Source organism: Rhodoflexus caldus, from assembly GCF_021206925.1.
Lineage (GTDB): Bacteria > Bacteroidota > Bacteroidia > Cytophagales > Thermoflexibacteraceae > Rhodoflexus > Rhodoflexus caldus.
Map to the genome: position 1 here is coordinate 82,060 of NZ_JAJPRF010000005.1, position 18,008 is coordinate 100,067.

The following is an 18,008-nucleotide window of genomic DNA, read 5'->3' on the forward strand; positions in this document are numbered from 1 at the left end:
GCAAAGGTTGCTGCGTTGGTTATTGCAGTGTTGATAAATTTTTTGTTACAGGATATCCGTTCCCCATGATTATACACAAACCTGACATTCTCTAAGACTTTTCAGGTTTAAACAACTGCTTATCAGGAGTTTACACAAAAAATTTCGCAAACCTCTTGCGCTTTTGCATAAGCTAACTCACCTGTAATCAATCACGACCTCTTGCGAAGGGGGCGCATCGGTCGCAGAGAAATTTTGGGTAGCAACAATTGCATTGGCCCATCCGTCAAACTTGCCGGTATAAGCACCACAGCCGATGTATTGATAAGAACCATTGAGTATGTTACGACGGTGGCCGGGCGAATTCATCCAACCTAAAACAATTTTCTTTGCCTGATTGAGATAAGAATCCGCAATATGTGAACGATAGGAAATATTTTCTCCCGTATAGCTGTTACTTATACCTTCTGCCGCTATGCGTTTGCTGTACGTTTCCTTTCCTTGAACGGGGCTTGTATGCGAGAAAAAGTTAAGCCGTATCATATCTTTGGAATGTTCAAAAGCAGCTTTTTCAAGTGCAGCCGAATACTTTAAAGGTTTTTGCCGCTGCATATCGCGTTGCCAATTGGTTGCATAAAAGATGGCAGCATTGAGCAGCGCATAGTCAATATTTTTGCCATCAATCGGCTGATGCGCCATAGGCAATTGGGCAAAACTCTTGTAGTCGTGCTTGGCATACATTTCACGTGTCCATTTTGTCTGTACAGGTGCATGAGCCATCGTGATGAATCCTACTACAAGGCTGTAAACGATTGGATGCAGTTTTTTCATGGTTTCAACGTTTAGGATTTAGGCAAGGAACTTAAACGCATGACATAAGCGCAGATTTCACGAATGAATGCCGATGGGATGCTTTACGCAAAATCCGAGCTATCCGCATTCAACAGAAGAACGTCAAAATTTGCTTCCGCACTTTAATACCCTTTCGCCGAAAACGTTTCCAATTTTACTGCCAATTTCTGACGGGTACATCCAACATGCGCAGCACGCGGCGGTCGTGCCCGTAAACATCGCGGCGCAGGATGAGCAACTGCCGACGGTCGGGGAATGCAGTAAAGTAATGAATGTGCACCGGTTCGCGGCGGGGCAGCATTACGTTGCGCGTAGTGCCGGGGGCAAGCAGTTTGTCAAAGGCTGCTCTGTCCCATTGAACAGTGTCGCCCATGAGCAAGCCGGCCAAAATGAATGGGTTCCATACGCGAATACAGCCGTGGCTGAATGCACGCTCCTGAAACTGAAATTTGCTCAAATTGGGCGTATCGTGCAGATAGATAGCGTGCGGATTGACGCAGAAAAACTTGATTTTGCCCAATTGATTCCCTTCGCCGGGCGGCTGGTAGATGTGATAGCGCACTTTACCACTGCGCACGTCGCTCCAATTGACGGTAGAAGCATCTATGTGCTCACCTTTGCTATTGGCAATTTTGAAGCGATTGCGCGAGATGTAGTTGCTTTTTTTGGCCGCATCAACCGCCACTTCTTTGGTGATGATGCTTTGCGGTATGTTCCATACGGGGTTCAGTTCCAAATGCGAGATGTAGGTTTCAAACATGGGCGTTTGATTGACGCGTGTGCCTGCCGTAACGGGTGTGTCCCAAACAGCCTCGCCATTGCGGAAAAGGAACAGGCGAAAATCTGCCACATTGACCAAAATAAAATTCGGGGTCAGTGTGTCGGGTAGCCAGCGCATGCGCTCCATGTTCACGCGGATGGTGGCAATGCGCTGCTCTGCCGGAATGTTGAGTGCATTGCGCGTCATCGTATCTAAAATGCCCGTTTGTTTCAAGCCGTGCCTGTATTGCCATATTTTGAGTGCCTCGCTCAGCGAATCATCCAAAACCGTTGTATCCGAAGCATTGAGGTAAACTTTTTCGGCACGCAGCCGCTTGCGCAGGATACCAATGGCTTCATGACTTCCGCCTTTTTTGATGACTGTATCGCATTTAACAGGCTGAAAAACACCGGCAGCAGCCATTTGCCGATAAAAAGCCAATTGATTTTTCAAGAACACATAGTGCGGATGCCGACGCAGTTGGCGAAAGGTCTGTGCGGTGGAATCGGCCGCAACGTATTTTTCCAGTATCTCACCCTGATTTTTCCACACAAAATCGCGCGAAGGATAATTCCACAAAGTATGGAACATATGAGGTTTGAGTTTGCCTGCCAACAAATGTGAAGCATATTGCAACAGCCCTGTTGTCAGGTACAGTTCCATTGTTGCCAGAGTTTGCGGATTTTGGTACTCCTCGCGGGCAACCGTGCGTTTCAAGCTCAGAATCTCTTCTGTCAAATAATCTGTGGCTGCCAAACCGTTTTCATCGGCATTGAGCAGCACATTGGCCGCTTCTTCTATTTTGGCAGGCGTATTCCACAAGGTTTTAAAGTCGCGTTTCCGATAAAAATCTCTTAGGACACTGCCTTTTTGCAACAGCAGCGAATCTATTTGCCGATGTACAGACAAGGTACTGTCATGGCGGGAAAGCAATAATTGGAGGGCTTCCGCATACTCTGCCACTCGCGGTTGTTCGGGTTCTTCCGAGCTGAAAATTATGGCAGTTGCTTCCGACACTTCGGGCTGTTTTTCGCAGCCTGTGATTGTCCAGAGCAATGCACAATAGAGCCAGAAAAAATAGGTAGCGTTCATTGGCAGCAGTTTGTTAGTATTCCTATATACGGATTTTTGCCAATTTAGCTGTCTTTGAGAGGGTTTTTAGTGATAAAAGTCACTTTTGCCTTATAATTCATTTCATCAGGCAAATTCATCCCTTCCTGCCTATCTGCTTTAACAGCAATGAGTCATGGAGATATTTCTGCATCGGCATGATACAAAATTTTAATCAAAAAAATCAACAAAATCAGCAGCCAATCAAAGGAAAAACGACTTTTTAGATAAAAAATCCAAATGATTACCAATGGAAATCAACCAACAAAACAAAAGGGAATTTTTACTTTTTAAAAACCGCACTTGCGCGGTTTTTTTACTACAAGGACAATCAAAAAACTACACAGAAAAACAAGCGGATTTTCTGAAAAAATTTTTAAAAACCTACGTAACCTGCAAATTTAGGGTGTCGTATTGATACTCACAAATATTTCCTCATTTTTCTTTCGTTAAATTTTGTTAGGCTATGATTAAGCAATTATGGCGACTTTTTTTAGTCGCATGGATTTGTTTTATCTCGGCAGATGCAACAGCACAATCTGCAAGTGAATTATGGCTTAGCGGCGGATGGGGATTGCTCAATTCCGCGCAGTCTAACCGACAATATGTAAAGTCCGGCATCCAGTTTTCGGGTGGTTACAACCACTTTTTAGGCAAATCGCAAACTCCTTTCAGTCTGGGGCTGCAAACGCGCGTACAACACAGCATAGGCGGCAGAAGCGCAACAACCATTGAGCCGCTGTTTCAAGCTGCCGGTGTTGCAGGTTTATCGGCAGAACTGAATCAATCTTACAGCCAATCGCTCACGTTCTTAGGTGCCGGCCCGTTGGCACGGGTGCAAATAGGTAAATCGCTGCAATTGACTGCCGGCGTTGTGGGTGGATTGAACCTGTTCAAGCAAGATTCTTTTGCCATTGTGCAACGTTTTAACGTCGGGCAAGGCGGGGCATTAGTGCCTACCACGAAAGATGTATTGCGACAAAGCCCCGTAAGTTCATCGGCACTTGGATGGCTGCCAACTGCCCGCATCAACTGGATGCTTAACCAGCGGATAAGTTTGTGGGCAGAGGCTAACTACTTCCTGTCGGATTATAAGGCAAGGCAGCGCGAGCTTGTACCTTTGGGAACGCCTGATGCAAGCGGCGTGTATAAAATTGAGCAATTGACTCGCAGCAATGAATTTCGGACAACGGAACGCACTTTTTCGCTCAATCACATGCAGTTTAATGCAGGCTTGGGGATTCACATAGGCAAAGTAAAAACAGGTTCGCCCGATGCAAGCCCAAGCCAACAGCAACCTTCCCCTCGCCCTACCGAAACGGTCAAATCTGACAAAAAACCGACCAAAACCGATAAACCCAAACCCTCTGACCAAGCAAGCGGTGCACCTGCTTGGAATACCTACGAGCACCAGCCCCTGCCCGTCAGTGCTGACGTAATCGCCCAATCAGCCGTAGCGGATATACTCACCCCTCAACAACAGCAACAGCAGCAACAAAACGACTATCGCATTGTGTTGGTCGCTCCCTTGAAACAGCATTTTGAGGACATCCGCAACCTGAAAGAGTTCAGGTGGAAAATCGCAGGGCAACCCCGCACCAAACCCGATTACACGCTGGAAATCATTGCCGAGCAACAAATGCCCAACGGGCAAACCACTCCCACGGTGATTTACCGCAAAGAAGGATTAGGCGCTGCCGAGTCATGGCGCACCGATGAGAATTTTTACAGAGCCGTTGAAGCAGGCAAGCAACTGCAATTTACATGGCGCGTGATTGACAAGGCCAATAAGAAAGATTCGGAAACGGGTACTTTTTCTTTGAAATGCTGCCGTTTGGAACTTGACTTGCAAATAAACTCTGTTCGTTGTTTGGGCTTCCAGAACGGAAAGTTTCGCTATGAGATATGTTTTAACTCTATCTATAATGCGTTGTGTCCGCAAACTCCGCTTACTTTCAATCAGACAGGTTCAGGGTTATTTATTACGCAAACCAATGGTTCTCCCTTTGCTCCGGGCACTATCACCAATCAGACCCTTACGCCTGCCCTTACTCCGCAAGGGCCTCCTTATCCCAATACGAAAAACTATTGCCTGAGCTTTGACGCACCAACTTCCGTTACGGACGTACTGCTTACCTTCCAAGGCGATAACCTGTTAATGCCTCCTGCCATTTGCAGACCGGGTGTTCAAGACACCGTTAAATTGGAGGCTTGCCGATGCAAAGATTGCGACAACTTTAACGCCCAGTTTAACCTAACCGGTGTTTCGCAAACCTCTCCTTCCTCGCCGTTCAAGCTGACAGGCAATTTTGTAACCAATGCCAACGTGCGCCGCGTCAATATTACCGTTACGCACATGAGTTTTGTGGACGCACAGCAGTGCAGCAACGGCGTTACCAACCACCAAACAGCAGGCGTATTTATCAACAGCACGCCGTTCCTTTCTACGGTCAATAGTCAGGCTGTAACCCTATTGGAAGCCGCTCCGGCAAACGGCGCTGCCAAATCCTTAACGGCGCAATGGACTGTGCCGACCATGAACATCCCCGTTCAACTGCACTTGGGTTTACCTGTGCCCTTTGGCAATGTTTCTGCCGAGTGCTGCCCGATAAAGTACAAGGTTTGTTTCAAAGCAGAATTTTTCATTGACAACGGCACCGGCAATTTCTGCACCCGCTGCGTGCGTGAGTTCTGCGTGGAATTTTCCAACGTCTCATTCTAAACACTTAAACTAAGACTTGACCATGAAAAAGATATTATTTTTTGTTTGTTTCCTCTGTTTGTGCGCCATTCAGCCTATACAGGCGCAACAAGCCCAAATACCTTCTGCCGGTTTATCGCAAAACGGCTTTTCAAATATTACTCAGGCTTATTCGGGTGCGCCCTTCAATTTGGTTCTGACCAACTTAGGATGCAACTGCCCCAACCAAACGCTGACCATTACCTATAACAATGTAGTAGTTTTCCAAGGCAACAGTCTGCTGCCTCTCACCACACCCACCCCCGGCACCTTGCAGGTGGATTTTGCAGCGCTGCAAAACAGCAATAATTGCAATGGGGCTATGCAATATACGCTGCCGTTCATATTTCCGGCAGGCATTACCTGCGACGGCGCAAGCGCAACATTCAACATACAATACAGCGGTTGCGGCGTAAATCATACCCAAACGCTTGCAGTAAAAGCCCGCACGCTCAACCTGTGGAAGGCCTCTAAGGAACCGGTAGCGCCAACTGCCTGTGCCGGAGAAAACATCTTGTGGCGCGTGAAAATATTTAAAGATTTCACCAATGTATCCGCCATTAACGGCATCACGCCGAGCATCAGCAACAACATCGGGACTTACGACTTGGTATTAACCGATTTTGCAGACCAAATAACGACTACTTGTACAAACGTTACCAACAGTTTGGGTACTTTTTCCGCCGGTGTTAATGGTTATACGCCACCTGTTTATTTTAATCCTAACACACCCAATCCGCCTTTTATTCCGTTGCCTTCAAACAGCAGCCAATCTGTCAATCTTAACAGCCCTCAGACCATCACGGCAAACACAATATACATGTTCATTCGTACACAGGCTTTTACCTGCAACAACAGTTGTACGTTGAACAACTCCATCCAATTGAATGGCGTTTTGGGCAGCCTTAATAATCCCTGCGGCAACGTTACGCTGAATGCGCAAAGCCAGCAATCCGCACAGGTGAATTATTGCGGCTCTACATTAACCCAGCAAGGTGCTTTAACGAAATCCATACAATTTCAACCCTTTACCCAACTTTCCCCGGGTTGCAGCGGCAGGTATATTATCTCATTCACAAATACCGGCAATGTACCCATCACGCAACTGACCATTACCGACCCTTTCCCGACAGGTTTGACTTATATCAACCATGTCATTTCTCCTGCTAATGCGGGCGTGCTGAACACCGGTAGTTCGCCTTTTCAGTTCAACATGACGCAAAGCAGTTTAGCGCCCAACGCAAGCATCTTTATTGAAATCAATTTTCAGGTAAATACTGTGGTCAGCCCCGGCACGCTGATAACCAACTGTGCCACTGCCAATTTTAATGCAAACATTCCCATTAATCCGGGTAATGATTTTTGCGGCAATCCTGTGCAAACCGTTGTCAGCAATACTGCGCAGGGCTGTGTCCAATTCAACGTAAAACAACCTTCACCGCTTGTTTCTATTAAAAAATGCGTTACAGGGCCATCTGCCGTAGCTGTCGGAGGGCAACAAAGTTTTGCCATCTTCATTGCCAACAACGGCGACCAAGCCTTTAACGGTACGCTTACCGACCCGATAGCAGCACATAACCTAAGCAACATTCAAAACGTGCAGGTTTTTGCAGGCACCGTGCCAAATATTCAATCGGTGAATTATGGCAGTTGTGGTTTCCTCAACAGTCCGTCGGTGCAAAATCACCTGCAACCGTTAACTGCTCCTACCAACGGGTTTAGCGTTACCACGTCGGTAAGCAACACGGCACTGACTGCCAACCTGACCATACCGCCCAACTGCAACTTTATGCAGACCAACGTAGTGATGATTACGTTTACAGCTACGCAAATGCCCGCATCAATGGGTACCAATCTTGCTACGGTTACGCTTGGCGCAGGACAGACTATCAGTAGCCAAGTACCTTACAATATTTTGGCAATGGCGGCACTGAACGGCGAAAAACAAGTCAATTCGGGCATTAACCAAAGCAATTGGAGCAATTCGCAGATAGTGCCGGTAGGAGGAACGTTCCAGTATCGCATCAGAATTAGCAACGTAGGCAGTTTGCCGCTGTCCAAAATTCAGGTGCAGGACAACCTGCCAAGTTGCGTTCAATTGGCAAACCCTGCCAATATTACGGTGGTAGATGCTAACAACAACACGGTTGCAAGCGCATTGCCGGTCAGCTTCAGTGGAGGCGTGTTTGTACTGCCCGCGGGTTTCACCTTAAACCCCGGTCAGGATGTATTCTTGGTGTTCAACGCACAGCGCACGGCTGCCACGCCCGAACCTTGCGTAAACTGTGCAACAGTAAGTGCCGTTTCGCCGCTTTCTGCTAACCCGCTGACATGGAATACCGGCTGCGCTAATATTCTGCAACCTTTGGATTGCCAAAATGAAGCCTGCAAAGAACTGAAAGTGGAAATTAAACCCGGACTTGTGATGAGTAACGGTAATGTACAGCCGATGTTGTTACAACTGAGCTACCCTGTCCCGATTCAGGAACTTTCCATCCACGTGGACGATTTCTTTATCCAATACCTCCCCGGCGACTGCAAACCTGCCAATATTGGCAATGCCGTAGGGCATATGGCTACGGCAAGTTCTCCAATTGGCGGAGCAAACGGTTTGCTGCTACAACAGCCGCATCCGCCCATGAATACCAGCTTGACATGGATAGGCAACCCTACGTCGGTGAATACGGGCTTCGGTATTCTTAGCGGCATCCCGTTCAATCTTTCACTGCCCAATATCCTCAACCTGAAATGCTGCGAAGGCAGAATGAATATCTGCTTCACGGTGCGGATTAAAGACGTAAACTGCGTGGTTTGCGAAAAAAGGATATGCAGGGAGTTGAAATTTCCCAGTGCAGTCATCGTAACGCCATCGCCGTTGCCAAACATCAATCAAAAGCAATAACCTGCCTTCTTGGTAAAAAATGAACCTGACAGGCTTCAAGTCTGTCAGGTTTTTTTGTAGCCTGATTAAGCATCGCATTTCAGTTGCTTACAACTGTGCCAAATTGAAGCGCACTTGGAAACCAAAGGCAGTGTTTGTTCGGCGGAAAGAGTTGGAAACCAGCGGATTGTTAATCTGACGGTCAAAGTACAATTGCACGCTTACCTGCTGATTTACCACGTAGTTGATGGTAGGCCGCAGTTGCAAATTGTAGTTGCCCATGGTGGCAATACTTTCCTGCACCCCATCCTGAATACGTCTTTGCAGCGTGCGCGTATCGCGGATGGTAAACGACATGCGGAAGGTCAGGTCGTTTTTCAACACCGTATAGCCGCCGTTAATCTTAAACGGAATTTTCAGATTGGCTTTTGTGAAACCCACATCCACCGTAACATCATCGTTGCGCATTTCGCTGATTTGCGCATTGTTCAGCGTCAGTCCCAAAGTACGGCGTTTGTTGTAGTTCACCGTGATAGTCATATTCTTGGTCGTGCGCATTGTTACACCCAGCAACGGCGCAAAGTTTTCGTCAATCGTTACCTGATTCATCACGAAAATAGGCACAATGGCCTGTGTAACAGGGTCAATAATCGGGAATGGCAAGGCATGTTCGCGAATGTCTAACCGCAGAAAATCGGGGCCGTAGAGCAGCGAAGAAGTAAAGTTGCCCACGTTGTAGTCGTTTTTGTAGCTGTGCTTAATCTGAATCTGACGGAAATTTTGCTTGAAAAACGCCAATTGCGTCAGGCCGGTGTAAGTCAGTTGCCAGTTGGGCAACGGAATTTGCGGAAAAGCCGAAAGCGCCTGACTGTTGGCATCTCTGCCTGTGTAAGCGGCCAAAAATGCAGGAATCAGCACATCCTGCCCGTTTAAGTCAAAGTTGGCACCGGGTACTTCGGTTTCCATCCGACGGCGGATGATTTCCCGATTTTGGATAAAATTGTCAAATACGGGCGATTGGTTGGCCGAATTATCGCCGCGGAAGGCCGTGCGAAGCGTATTAAAACTGATGCTGTACTGCCCGTTGCGCATAGGAGACTGCGACTCATGCGCCCCCAGCGCAGTATTGAATCGGAATACTTCGCTGTAACTGCCGGTAGTAATTTTGCGCCAATCCATGCGCAGGTCAAAGTCTTTGACGGGTGAAATATTGGCAATAATTCCCAGATTGCTGTTGCGCCCCTGCATGAATGAGTTGTTCTGTAATGGGCTGACAGACAACGCATTGCTTTGTGCCAAGCGGTCTTTGATGCCGCTGTCCTGACTGCCGAATACGAAGCCCCAACCGGGATTATTAAAGTCCCTGTCCATACCCAAAAAGCGAGGCACGGTGAGCACGCCCGGAATCATGGTATTGCGGGTAACATCGTAGTTCAGTTGCACATTCTGAACAGAGGTTAGCAGGCGCGCGATGGTAGCAGGCGCACCTGTTGGTTTCAGAGGAACGGATTTCTTAGCGGCCTGTCGGGCTTCCACCGCGGCTATTTTGGCTTGCAAACGCTCAATTCGCGCATCAATTTTTGCCAGTTTCTTCTCCAATCGGGCAGAATCAATCGGCTTTACTTTGGCCGCCTGACGAATCTGGCGGATGCTGTCTTTCAGGCGCAGCGACTCCGAAGGGTTCATCTTGATTTTCCATGCCGCAATCTTATCGCGGTAGCGGCTGATGCGTTTGCCGTAACGCACCGAATCAAACTGTATTTCCAGAATTTTACCTTCGTAGCGGTCTATTTTGGCCTGATAGCGCTGTTGGCGCGGGGTAAGCGTGGTTGGCAATTGCCCTCCCATTGGCGTAATGCCGTTGCCGGTTGGCTCTGCGCCTGTCAATACGTTTTTGCGCTTATTGTTGCGTTCTATGCGTGCCTGCAAGCGGCGTTTTCTGGCTTCGCCCCATTGTTCTGCCTGCCCGCCCTGCTGATTCGGGCTCAACAGCGCCTTTAATACACGGCTTTTGTTGTAAAGTGTCCGCATATTCATCTGCCCTGCGACCCGCAGCCCGCTGTTGTTTTGCATGGCATTGCCCAAAGTATCGGCTATGCCCACTGCGCCGGCCGTCCATGTATAGCCTGCCTGATAGCGCGCATTGGCATTGAGCCAATCGGTAGCAGGAAACATTTTGAAAGGTACTTCGTACTGCACGCCTACGGTTTGCACATAGTTCTTCATCCGCCCTAAACGGAGGATGTTATTAATCACCGAATCGCGGCGGGTGATATTGCGACGCGGGTCAATCAATTCGTTGTTGATTTCGCCCACCGGTTCGTCTATAATACTGAAAGCCTGTGCGTTATAGTCCAGCCCCAGCGATTTTGTCAAACTCCAACGCACATTGTAAGCGCGATTGAAGGTAAATGCCTTTTCATACAGCGGCGCTATGCCAAGCGTATTGAGGTCAGAGTTGCGCAGTTGTGTTTTAATAAAGCGCCTGTCCACATCGCCTGTGATAGTAACACTGGCAGGCATGGGGTTAATGTTGAAATCTTTCAGGAATTTGAGGTAGGGTGCATCCAGAAATACCACATTCTTGAAAGGCTCTAACGGGGTGGCTGAGGTATTATTAAAGTTGTATTGCAAGCCGACTTTGGTAAACCGCTCAATGTATTCGGCTGTTCGGATGTTGGTATTGCGTGCGTCGGCAAAAGAGAAGTTCAGTGCCAGATTCTCCACATCCCACAAATGAGATTTTGCCCCTTGCTTTACTTTGTTCTTGCGCACGTTGGTAAAGTTCAGGCTGCGCCGAATCATGTCTTCCCGCACCAAGTTGCGCAAACCGATAGCCTCGGCACCGGGGCGCGTTTCCAAGGCAAGTTCCAGCGGCATATCGGGGTCTAATGGGTTGAAGTACGGTGTCATCAGGCGGCGCTCGTAGCTGGCAAACATGGGCAGGTTGAGGCCGATGCGCTCCAAACCAAACTTGTGTAACTGTATGGTAGAGGCCAAATCATACTCTAAGGAATGTTCGCGGGTGCGCTGCGAAATCTTATCCTGTATGCCGCCAAAGAACGGCGAAGAGTAGCGAACAGAGGCGTTTACCACCGCCAAGTCGGCAAGGGTAGCATTCAGGCGCGCCTGCGCTGCCCATCCCGAACGACGGTTGAAGCCCGCCACCCGCAACTCGTTCACCCAGATACAAGCCGACTGCGGCCTTCCATCCGTGGTTTCAGGGTTGCGAATACCAATCATGATGGTTTGCACGCTGCTCAAATCGGGGTTGCCCACAATAGTAACCTGAAAACGACCTATTTGGGTAATGTAAGGCAGCCGCAGCGAAAGCCCCAAGCGGTTGCGTTCGGCTTTGGCATTAATCAAATCCATTACCGCGATGTCTAAACTATTCTCCTCCGGCCAGATTCCTTCGGCAGTGGTGGTGCCGGGCGGCGTAACCTGCGAAGGCATTTGCACTTCGTAGTAGTTCTCGGTAAAGTCTGTACCAAAGCGGACAAATACGTTGATGTCGTTGTCATTCAGCGGTTTCAGGCGATTGAAAGGGCTTACATGTACGAACATCTTAATGCGTTCGTAGTTCACCATATCCACCACATAGTTTTTGTAAACGGCGCGGGCATCGCGGTCGGCAAGGTCGTCCACGCACAAACGCAGAGATTGCTCATTGCGGCGCGCCTGTGTGTTGCTTGCAAAATCCAAATCGCGAACGAAGCCCGGCGGCAGCACATAAGGCGTGCGCCCCGACTCTGTCTTTTCAGGGCCGTTTTCTTCGGCATTTACCGATGAAACGGTAAATATGGTTCGGGTAGGCTCGCGCGGCACTTGCAGGCCGGGTTGTTCCAAACTCTCCAAAAACGGCCGCCACTGTGCGCCTACCAACTGAAAGTGCGCCATACGCAATACCACAGGCTGCTCCCAGTCGGTCATGTAGGTGCGGATAAAGCGGATGGATTTAAAATCGTTGATATCGCCTACTTTGCGGGTAAAGTCGCGGATGGGGATGCGGAACAGATACCATGTAACGTCTTCATTACAGCTTGTGCGTGAGGAAGTTACGACCCTATCCACCACGTAAGGGTTATCGTCTAATCTGCCGGGGCGCAAGTCAATTTCGTATTCGTAATATGCGTCAATATCGTTCAGCGTATTGTCGCGGTTCAGGTCTTCATTATCGGGCAAAAAACTGTTGGATTGCGTACCTGCCCCCTCGGGAGAGTTGCCCTCCATACCATTGAAAAACTTGTAGCGGTCAAATACTTTCAAATCCTGTGCGGTAGCCTCATCGGAGAGGTAATAGTTAAAGTTATCACCCGAAGGGTCGCGCTCTATCTGCGCATAGGCTGCGCCGCTTACCCTGCCTCGCACCTGATTGAGATAGTTGCGGAAAAACTGACGCTCGCCTTCATCGTTCAGACCGTCCATACCGACATCCTGACGTGCCCGCGCCCCCGGTTCGGCAGCAAAAGCATTGGTCAGGTAAGGTTTGCGCGTAACTACGCCCCAGTCGGTACGCACTGTATCGCGGTCGGTGTCGTTGGTGGGTAGGCCGTTTTCAAAGCCGTGCCGCCCGTCGGGAATGTAGTCTTCCGAAATACTGCCCAAATTGAAGTACAGTTTGCCGCCCGTCGTATTATTGATACCCACATTCCGCCCGTTCACGTTGGTAATAATTTGGCCGTTTACGCCGCGTATGAAGGGGTCTAACAACCAAAACTCTATGTACTGGATGTTGATGTTGTCAAAGTCAATGTCGTAGGTAATGCCTTTGGTGATTGCGCCAAAGTTCTGCCGCGGATTAGGCAAGCGACCGTCAGGGGTCAGGTTGGGGTTGTAGTTATACATCCCCCGCTCTTCGGGATAAAATGCCAAATCCATGGTCAAGTCGGGGTTATTCAACATTTGCGGGTCTCGACCACGGAAAATCTCATCAAAAGCAATTGGGCGCACATAGTGGTTGCAGCGGTCTTGCTGGCTGATGTTGGAAGGTGGCGCCTGCCCTAATCCACGATTGAAAAATACGGTATTGTCCACCGTGTACCACGCCATTCGCGCCCTTTGGTAAGCATACTCCAACGGGTTGTTGCGACCTACGGGTCGGAATTGGTTAGGCGTACTGCCCAATGCCCAACTTTGCGGTTGTCGGCCTAACTCGTAAGGCACCTCAGCCCCTTCAAAATCATCTATATATGAAGTACCTCCATCTGTACCGATGAGTTGATTGGCTCCGGGGATAATCTGTGCAAAATCGCCGCTGAAAGCAATGGTAGAAGGCGCTTTGGTGCTTACCAACGGCAATTTATCCACCATGCGCGTCAGCCAGCGGCTTTCCTTGCGGTAGTTCAGCCCGAAGCCCCACAGGGTGTTGCGGGTAGGCTCGGCACCAATGCTGACACGTGAAATGTTCGGGCGCTCGTTCATGTGCATCAGTGTAGTATGCAAACGGAAATCTTTGCTGAAACGGTACTCCAAATCTGTACCTACCAAGTTGCGGGTTTGGAAGTTGAACAAATCCTGTCGCTCGTACTGGATGATAATTTCCTTGCCCGAACTGAGAATCCCCGTATTGGTAATGCGCACTGTACCCATCTGATAATCAACAGTATAATCCGTTCCTTCGGTGAGCATAGTGCCACCGGCACGAATTTGCACCGAATTGCGGGCGATGTTAATGCCGTTCAGGCGTATTTCGGAAGAACTTGCCGATTGGAAACTGCCTTTGAGGAAAAACTTGCTCTTGCTCGTGAGCAGTATCGCATCGGCACGTGTACCACGATACAACTCGTTAAATACGTACTTGTTAATGAGTTGCTGTTCCAATTGCGGAATAAACTGCCGCTCCAAATGTGAACCGAACGGCTCTAACACGGGAAAAATAATCCGTCCGTTGCGCGAATCTACCGTGATGCCTTCTATAAAATCAATGTTGCCGTCGGGTTGCGGGTCGTTGTTTTGGTTGAGCAGGTCTAAGCGCATGATTTGCGCCAGCGGAACGTCTTTCAAATTGGCACCTTCCTGCAAATTGGGGTTGTCAATCCCTGTGGCATCGTCGCGATAAATTACGCGCAACTGAAAATTGGTGCGCTCCAATTGCTGCGTTTGCAGGGAGTAAATATTTTTCATCATCAAATCCCAAGAGGGAATGTCCTTCCGAATGGTAGAAGGTTTGAGCATTTTCATGATGATGATATCGTTGTTGGGGCGATTCTGGTAGTTCTCGGTCAGCTCGCCCACCCGATAAACCTGACCATTGTAGGTATATTCAAAAGATACGGCCAAAATTTCATCGTTGCGCAGCGGTGTAATGAGTGAGATGTAACCCAGATTGGGATGCAACACAAACTCATTGGGCTGCAATCGGCGCGCACCGCGCAGCATTTCATAATCGGAGCCTTTAATCAGCCCGAAGGTCTGTTCCATAACGCCCGTCAGGCGGTCGGGGTCGCGAATGGCAGCATTGGCTTCTACATTGGCAAACAAGCGGTTGGCGGCATTGCTGGCAGGCCCCCGCCCTGTTGCCGGCGCAATATTGGGATTATTGGCGCGAAAAGGCTCTCCTTCGCCCAAATCCAGCAGAGCAACAATGTTTCGCAGCGTTTGTGTGTTGTTGTTGCGGTTGGTAACGTACACCTCCACGCGCGTTACTACCACTCCCGATGTGATAACAGGGATGGTACGCAACGATGGCTCGTAGTTATGACGGAAAAACTGCCCCAAGAAAAAGTGGCGGTTTTCGTCATACGAATCGGCGCGGATTTCAAAGGGGCGCACTTGTGCCCCACCCCGAATGCGCATGGACTCCACCGTTCCGCGTGACTGCGATGCGATGGCATTAATCCACAACTTGCCGAAGCGCAAGCGGGTTTTGAGGCCAAACAGGTTCTGCGCACCGGTAATCAGGCCATTGCTGACGGGCATACTGACGTTCCCTACTTTGACCTCTTGTATAATGTCTTCTTCCTGTGCGGTGTAGCCTGTCAGGAAGGTATTTTCAAACTGAAAAGAACTCTTGGTATCCCAGTTAAAATTCAGGTTGAGCTTGGTGCCTATTTTTCCGACCATGTTCAGTTGAATCTGCTGGTCAAAAAAAAGACCGCCGTTGCGCTGCTGCCGCAAAAGAATCTGCGGGTTCTCGATGCGCTGCCACTTGCCGCCCAAATCCAGCAAGATGGTTCCGTTGGGCTGGATGTCTAAGTTGCTGCCACCGAACAGCCTGTCGGCCAAAGGCGGCAGTTTAATCAGCGGAATCAGTCGCCCCGACTTTACGGGGTCTGTACCATCGGCAGCCCGCGAAAGCGTGCGGTAGTAATCGCGTGAAAGTTCCGTATTGCGTGCCCGCTCCACCTGCCCGAAGGGAGCGCGTGCAGGCGTGCGATAGTTGAAGTTGCCGATTTGCTGGCGCAGATTGTAAAACTGCCCGTCAGGGTCTAATTCTATCTTCGGATTAAAGGGTTTGCCCAACAGCGGCGAGGTGCGCTGGCGGTAGGGTGTGAAAAAACCGGAATAGCGACCCATTTCGCGGTCGGTCAGCGAAAAGGGGCGAGTGGCTGCTTTTCGGTCTATGCCGCTGCCCAAACGGGTCGTATCCGGCTCTTCCAAGTCGGTAGTATCCGGCGACAATGAAATATCAGCAGTCGGGTTGGCAGGTCTTGTCTGGGTAGGTCGGGTGGTTGGGTTGCGCCCCGGCTTCCCTTGCGCGCGGGCTTCTTCCATCCAGCCCAGCAAGCAAAAGAACAACAGGCAACAAAAACCTGCGACAGAACTATTTTTAAACATCATCCCTGATTATTGTACCAATCGGGTAAATTTGAGTCATAGGCGATTACACACAAGTTACAAAGTAAGCAAAAAAAGCATGGACTTTACAAATGTAAGAAGTTACCGACGGCATATAATTTAAATTACGATTCCAGCACCTGCCGCAACAGTTCGCCTGCTTTTTTGGGGTCTATCTTAACGGAGGAAGCCTTCATTACCTCACCCATAAACATGCCCAACAAATTTTTCTTGCCCTTTCTGTAAGCTGCTGCTTCGTTTGGAAATTTCGCCACAATTTCCCGAATGAATGGCAACAGCGTATCGGTGTTGCTTTCCTGCAATAAATTCAATCGGCGCGCGGTGGCCTCTGCTGCCGCTTCGGGCTGATTGACAAGGGCGGCAAAGAGTTCTTTGGAAGCTACCGAAAAGCTGAGCGCTCCCTGCTCGGTCAGTTCTACGGCATCGGCCAACTGACGAACGGTAAGCGGCATTTCGGCTGCTGTTTTTCCCGTTTCGTTCAGGTAGGATTTCACAGGCCCCATCAGCCAGTTGGAAACTGCCTTGTAGTGCTTGGTAAGTGCGCAAACCTGCTCAAAATACACGGCCATTTCGCGCTCATCGGTCAGCACGGCGGCATCGTACTCCGGCAATTGATATACTTGTTGGAACTTTTCCACCAGTTGCTCGGGCAACTCGGGCATCGCCGCACGAATGCGCATCAGGTCTTCATCGGTTACTACAAAAGGCGCTAAGTCCGGCTCCGGAAAATAGCGATAGTCGTTGAGTTCCTCTTTGGTGCGCATGGCAAAAGTACGCCCGCTGTTTACGTCGAACAGACGCGTTTCGGAAGTTACTTTTGCGCCGCTTTCCAACACTCCGACTTGGCGCACAAACTCGTACTCAATGGCACGCTGTACGTTACGCATCGAGTTCATGTTTTTTATCTCTACTTTTTGTCCCAGTTTCGTATCGCCCTTTTTGCGAACGGAAACGTTGGCATCGCAGCGCATAGAACCTTCTTCCATATTGCCGTCGCAAATGCCTAAGTAGCGCACAATACGGCGCACAACGGCCAGATAAGCGGCGGCCTCTTCCGGCTGCCGAATGTCGGGTTCGGTAACAATTTCAATCAACGGCGTTCCGGCACGGTTCAGGTCTATGAGCGTGTAATCGGCATCGGCAGGGTGGATAGACTTGCCTGCATCTTCTTCTAAGTGGATGCGATTCAGGCGGATGCGCTTTATCCAATAGTCTTTGCTGTTGCCTTTGCGGGCTTTTACATCCAAATAACCGCCTTTGCAGATGGGGGTTTTGTCTTGTGTGGTCTGGAAGCCTTTGGGCAGGTCGGGGTAAAAATAGTTTTTGCGGTCAAATATGTTGTAGCGTGAAATTTCGCAATGGCAGGCAAGCCCCATTTTAATGGCCATTTCTACCACTGCTTCGTTCAACATGGGCAAAGTGCCCGGATGCCCCAGCGTAATTACGCTCACGTTTGTATTGGGAGCATCGCCGAATCGGTTGGCATCTGCGGCAAAAATTTTACTCTGTGCGCTCAACTGCGCGTGCACTTCCAATCCGACAACTAATTCGTATTGGGATAAAATAGCTTCCGAAACTGTCTTCATAGTTTTTAACGCCTGCGAATTTAGGGAAAAGCGCGGATACTCCTCAGACAGATGCCGATTATTAGCCAAAACAATTCACATCAATAATGAAAAACATACACACGATAGCTTATCTGACAAAACATGCAATAATCGTGTTTGAAAGGCTTAAAAACAGGGCTTTTATTAACAAATAGCCATCAACAATTAATCAATCGGATTATAAAAACGGCAAATGTGCTGCAAATCATACAAGGTAATTGTCAAAGACTTTTGCAGCATACATACGGATTTACGTTTTTTGGTGTTATCCAATAAAAT

General features: G+C 49.1%; 6 protein-coding genes. 2 read left to right on the forward strand and 4 right to left on the reverse strand.

Annotated features, from left to right (window positions below):
* Positions 1–177 precede the first annotated feature (177 nt).
* Together NDK19_RS08000 and NDK19_RS08005 are read right to left on the reverse strand one after the other, a co-directional pair.
* Positions 178–810 (reverse strand): CAP domain-containing protein, encoded by a 633-nt coding sequence (locus tag NDK19_RS08000; RefSeq protein ID WP_250631349.1) that lies wholly within the window; start codon positions 808–810, stop codon positions 178–180.
* 175 nt (positions 811–985) lie between these two features.
* Positions 986–2,683: a L,D-transpeptidase family protein gene (locus NDK19_RS08005; protein WP_250631350.1), complete on the reverse strand. Its 1,698-nt coding sequence runs from the start codon at positions 2,681–2,683 to the stop codon at positions 986–988.
* Between the two features lie 484 nt (positions 2,684–3,167).
* Here NDK19_RS08005 and NDK19_RS08010 point away from each other — a divergent pair, with 484 nt between their 5' ends.
* The gene (locus NDK19_RS08010) at positions 3,168–5,423 is read left to right on the forward strand and encodes a hypothetical protein (protein ID WP_250631351.1); all 2,256 of its coding nucleotides are present in this window, start codon (positions 3,168–3,170) and stop codon (positions 5,421–5,423) included.
* A 22-nt stretch (positions 5,424–5,445) separates the two neighbouring features.
* Positions 5,446–8,343 (forward strand): DUF11 domain-containing protein, encoded by a 2,898-nt coding sequence (locus NDK19_RS08015; protein ID WP_250631352.1) that lies wholly within the window; start codon positions 5,446–5,448, stop codon positions 8,341–8,343.
* Between the two features lie 87 nt (positions 8,344–8,430).
* Here NDK19_RS08015 and sov read toward each other — a convergent pair whose 3' ends face one another.
* The gene (sov, locus tag NDK19_RS08020) at positions 8,431–16,038 is read right to left on the reverse strand and encodes a T9SS outer membrane translocon Sov/SprA (RefSeq protein WP_250631353.1); all 7,608 of its coding nucleotides are present in this window, start codon (positions 16,036–16,038) and stop codon (positions 8,431–8,433) included.
* A gap of 188 nt (positions 16,039–16,226) precedes the next feature.
* Positions 16,227–17,708: an Asp-tRNA(Asn)/Glu-tRNA(Gln) amidotransferase subunit GatB gene (gene gatB, locus NDK19_RS08025; RefSeq protein ID WP_250631354.1), complete on the reverse strand. Its 1,482-nt coding sequence runs from the start codon at positions 17,706–17,708 to the stop codon at positions 16,227–16,229.
* Between the last annotated feature and the right edge of the window lie 300 nt (positions 17,709–18,008).

What these genes read in the sequence shown, in the direction of transcription:
- NDK19_RS08000 (WP_250631349.1), bottom strand. Translation starts at nt 810, where the DNA reads ATGAAAAAACTGCATCCAATCGTTTACAGCCTTGTAGTAGGATTCATC.
- NDK19_RS08005 (WP_250631350.1), bottom strand. Translation starts at nt 2,683, where the DNA reads ATGAACGCTACCTATTTTTTCTGGCTCTATTGTGCATTGCTCTGGACA.
- NDK19_RS08010 (WP_250631351.1), top strand. Translation starts at nt 3,168, where the DNA reads ATGATTAAGCAATTATGGCGACTTTTTTTAGTCGCATGGATTTGTTTT.
- NDK19_RS08015 (WP_250631352.1), top strand. Translation starts at nt 5,446, where the DNA reads ATGAAAAAGATATTATTTTTTGTTTGTTTCCTCTGTTTGTGCGCCATT.
- sov (WP_250631353.1), bottom strand. Translation starts at nt 16,038, where the DNA reads ATGGAAGAAGCCCGCGCGCAAGGGAAGCCGGGGCGCAACCCAACCACC.
- gatB (WP_250631354.1), bottom strand. Translation starts at nt 17,708, where the DNA reads ATGAAGACAGTTTCGGAAGCTATTTTATCCCAATACGAATTAGTTGTC.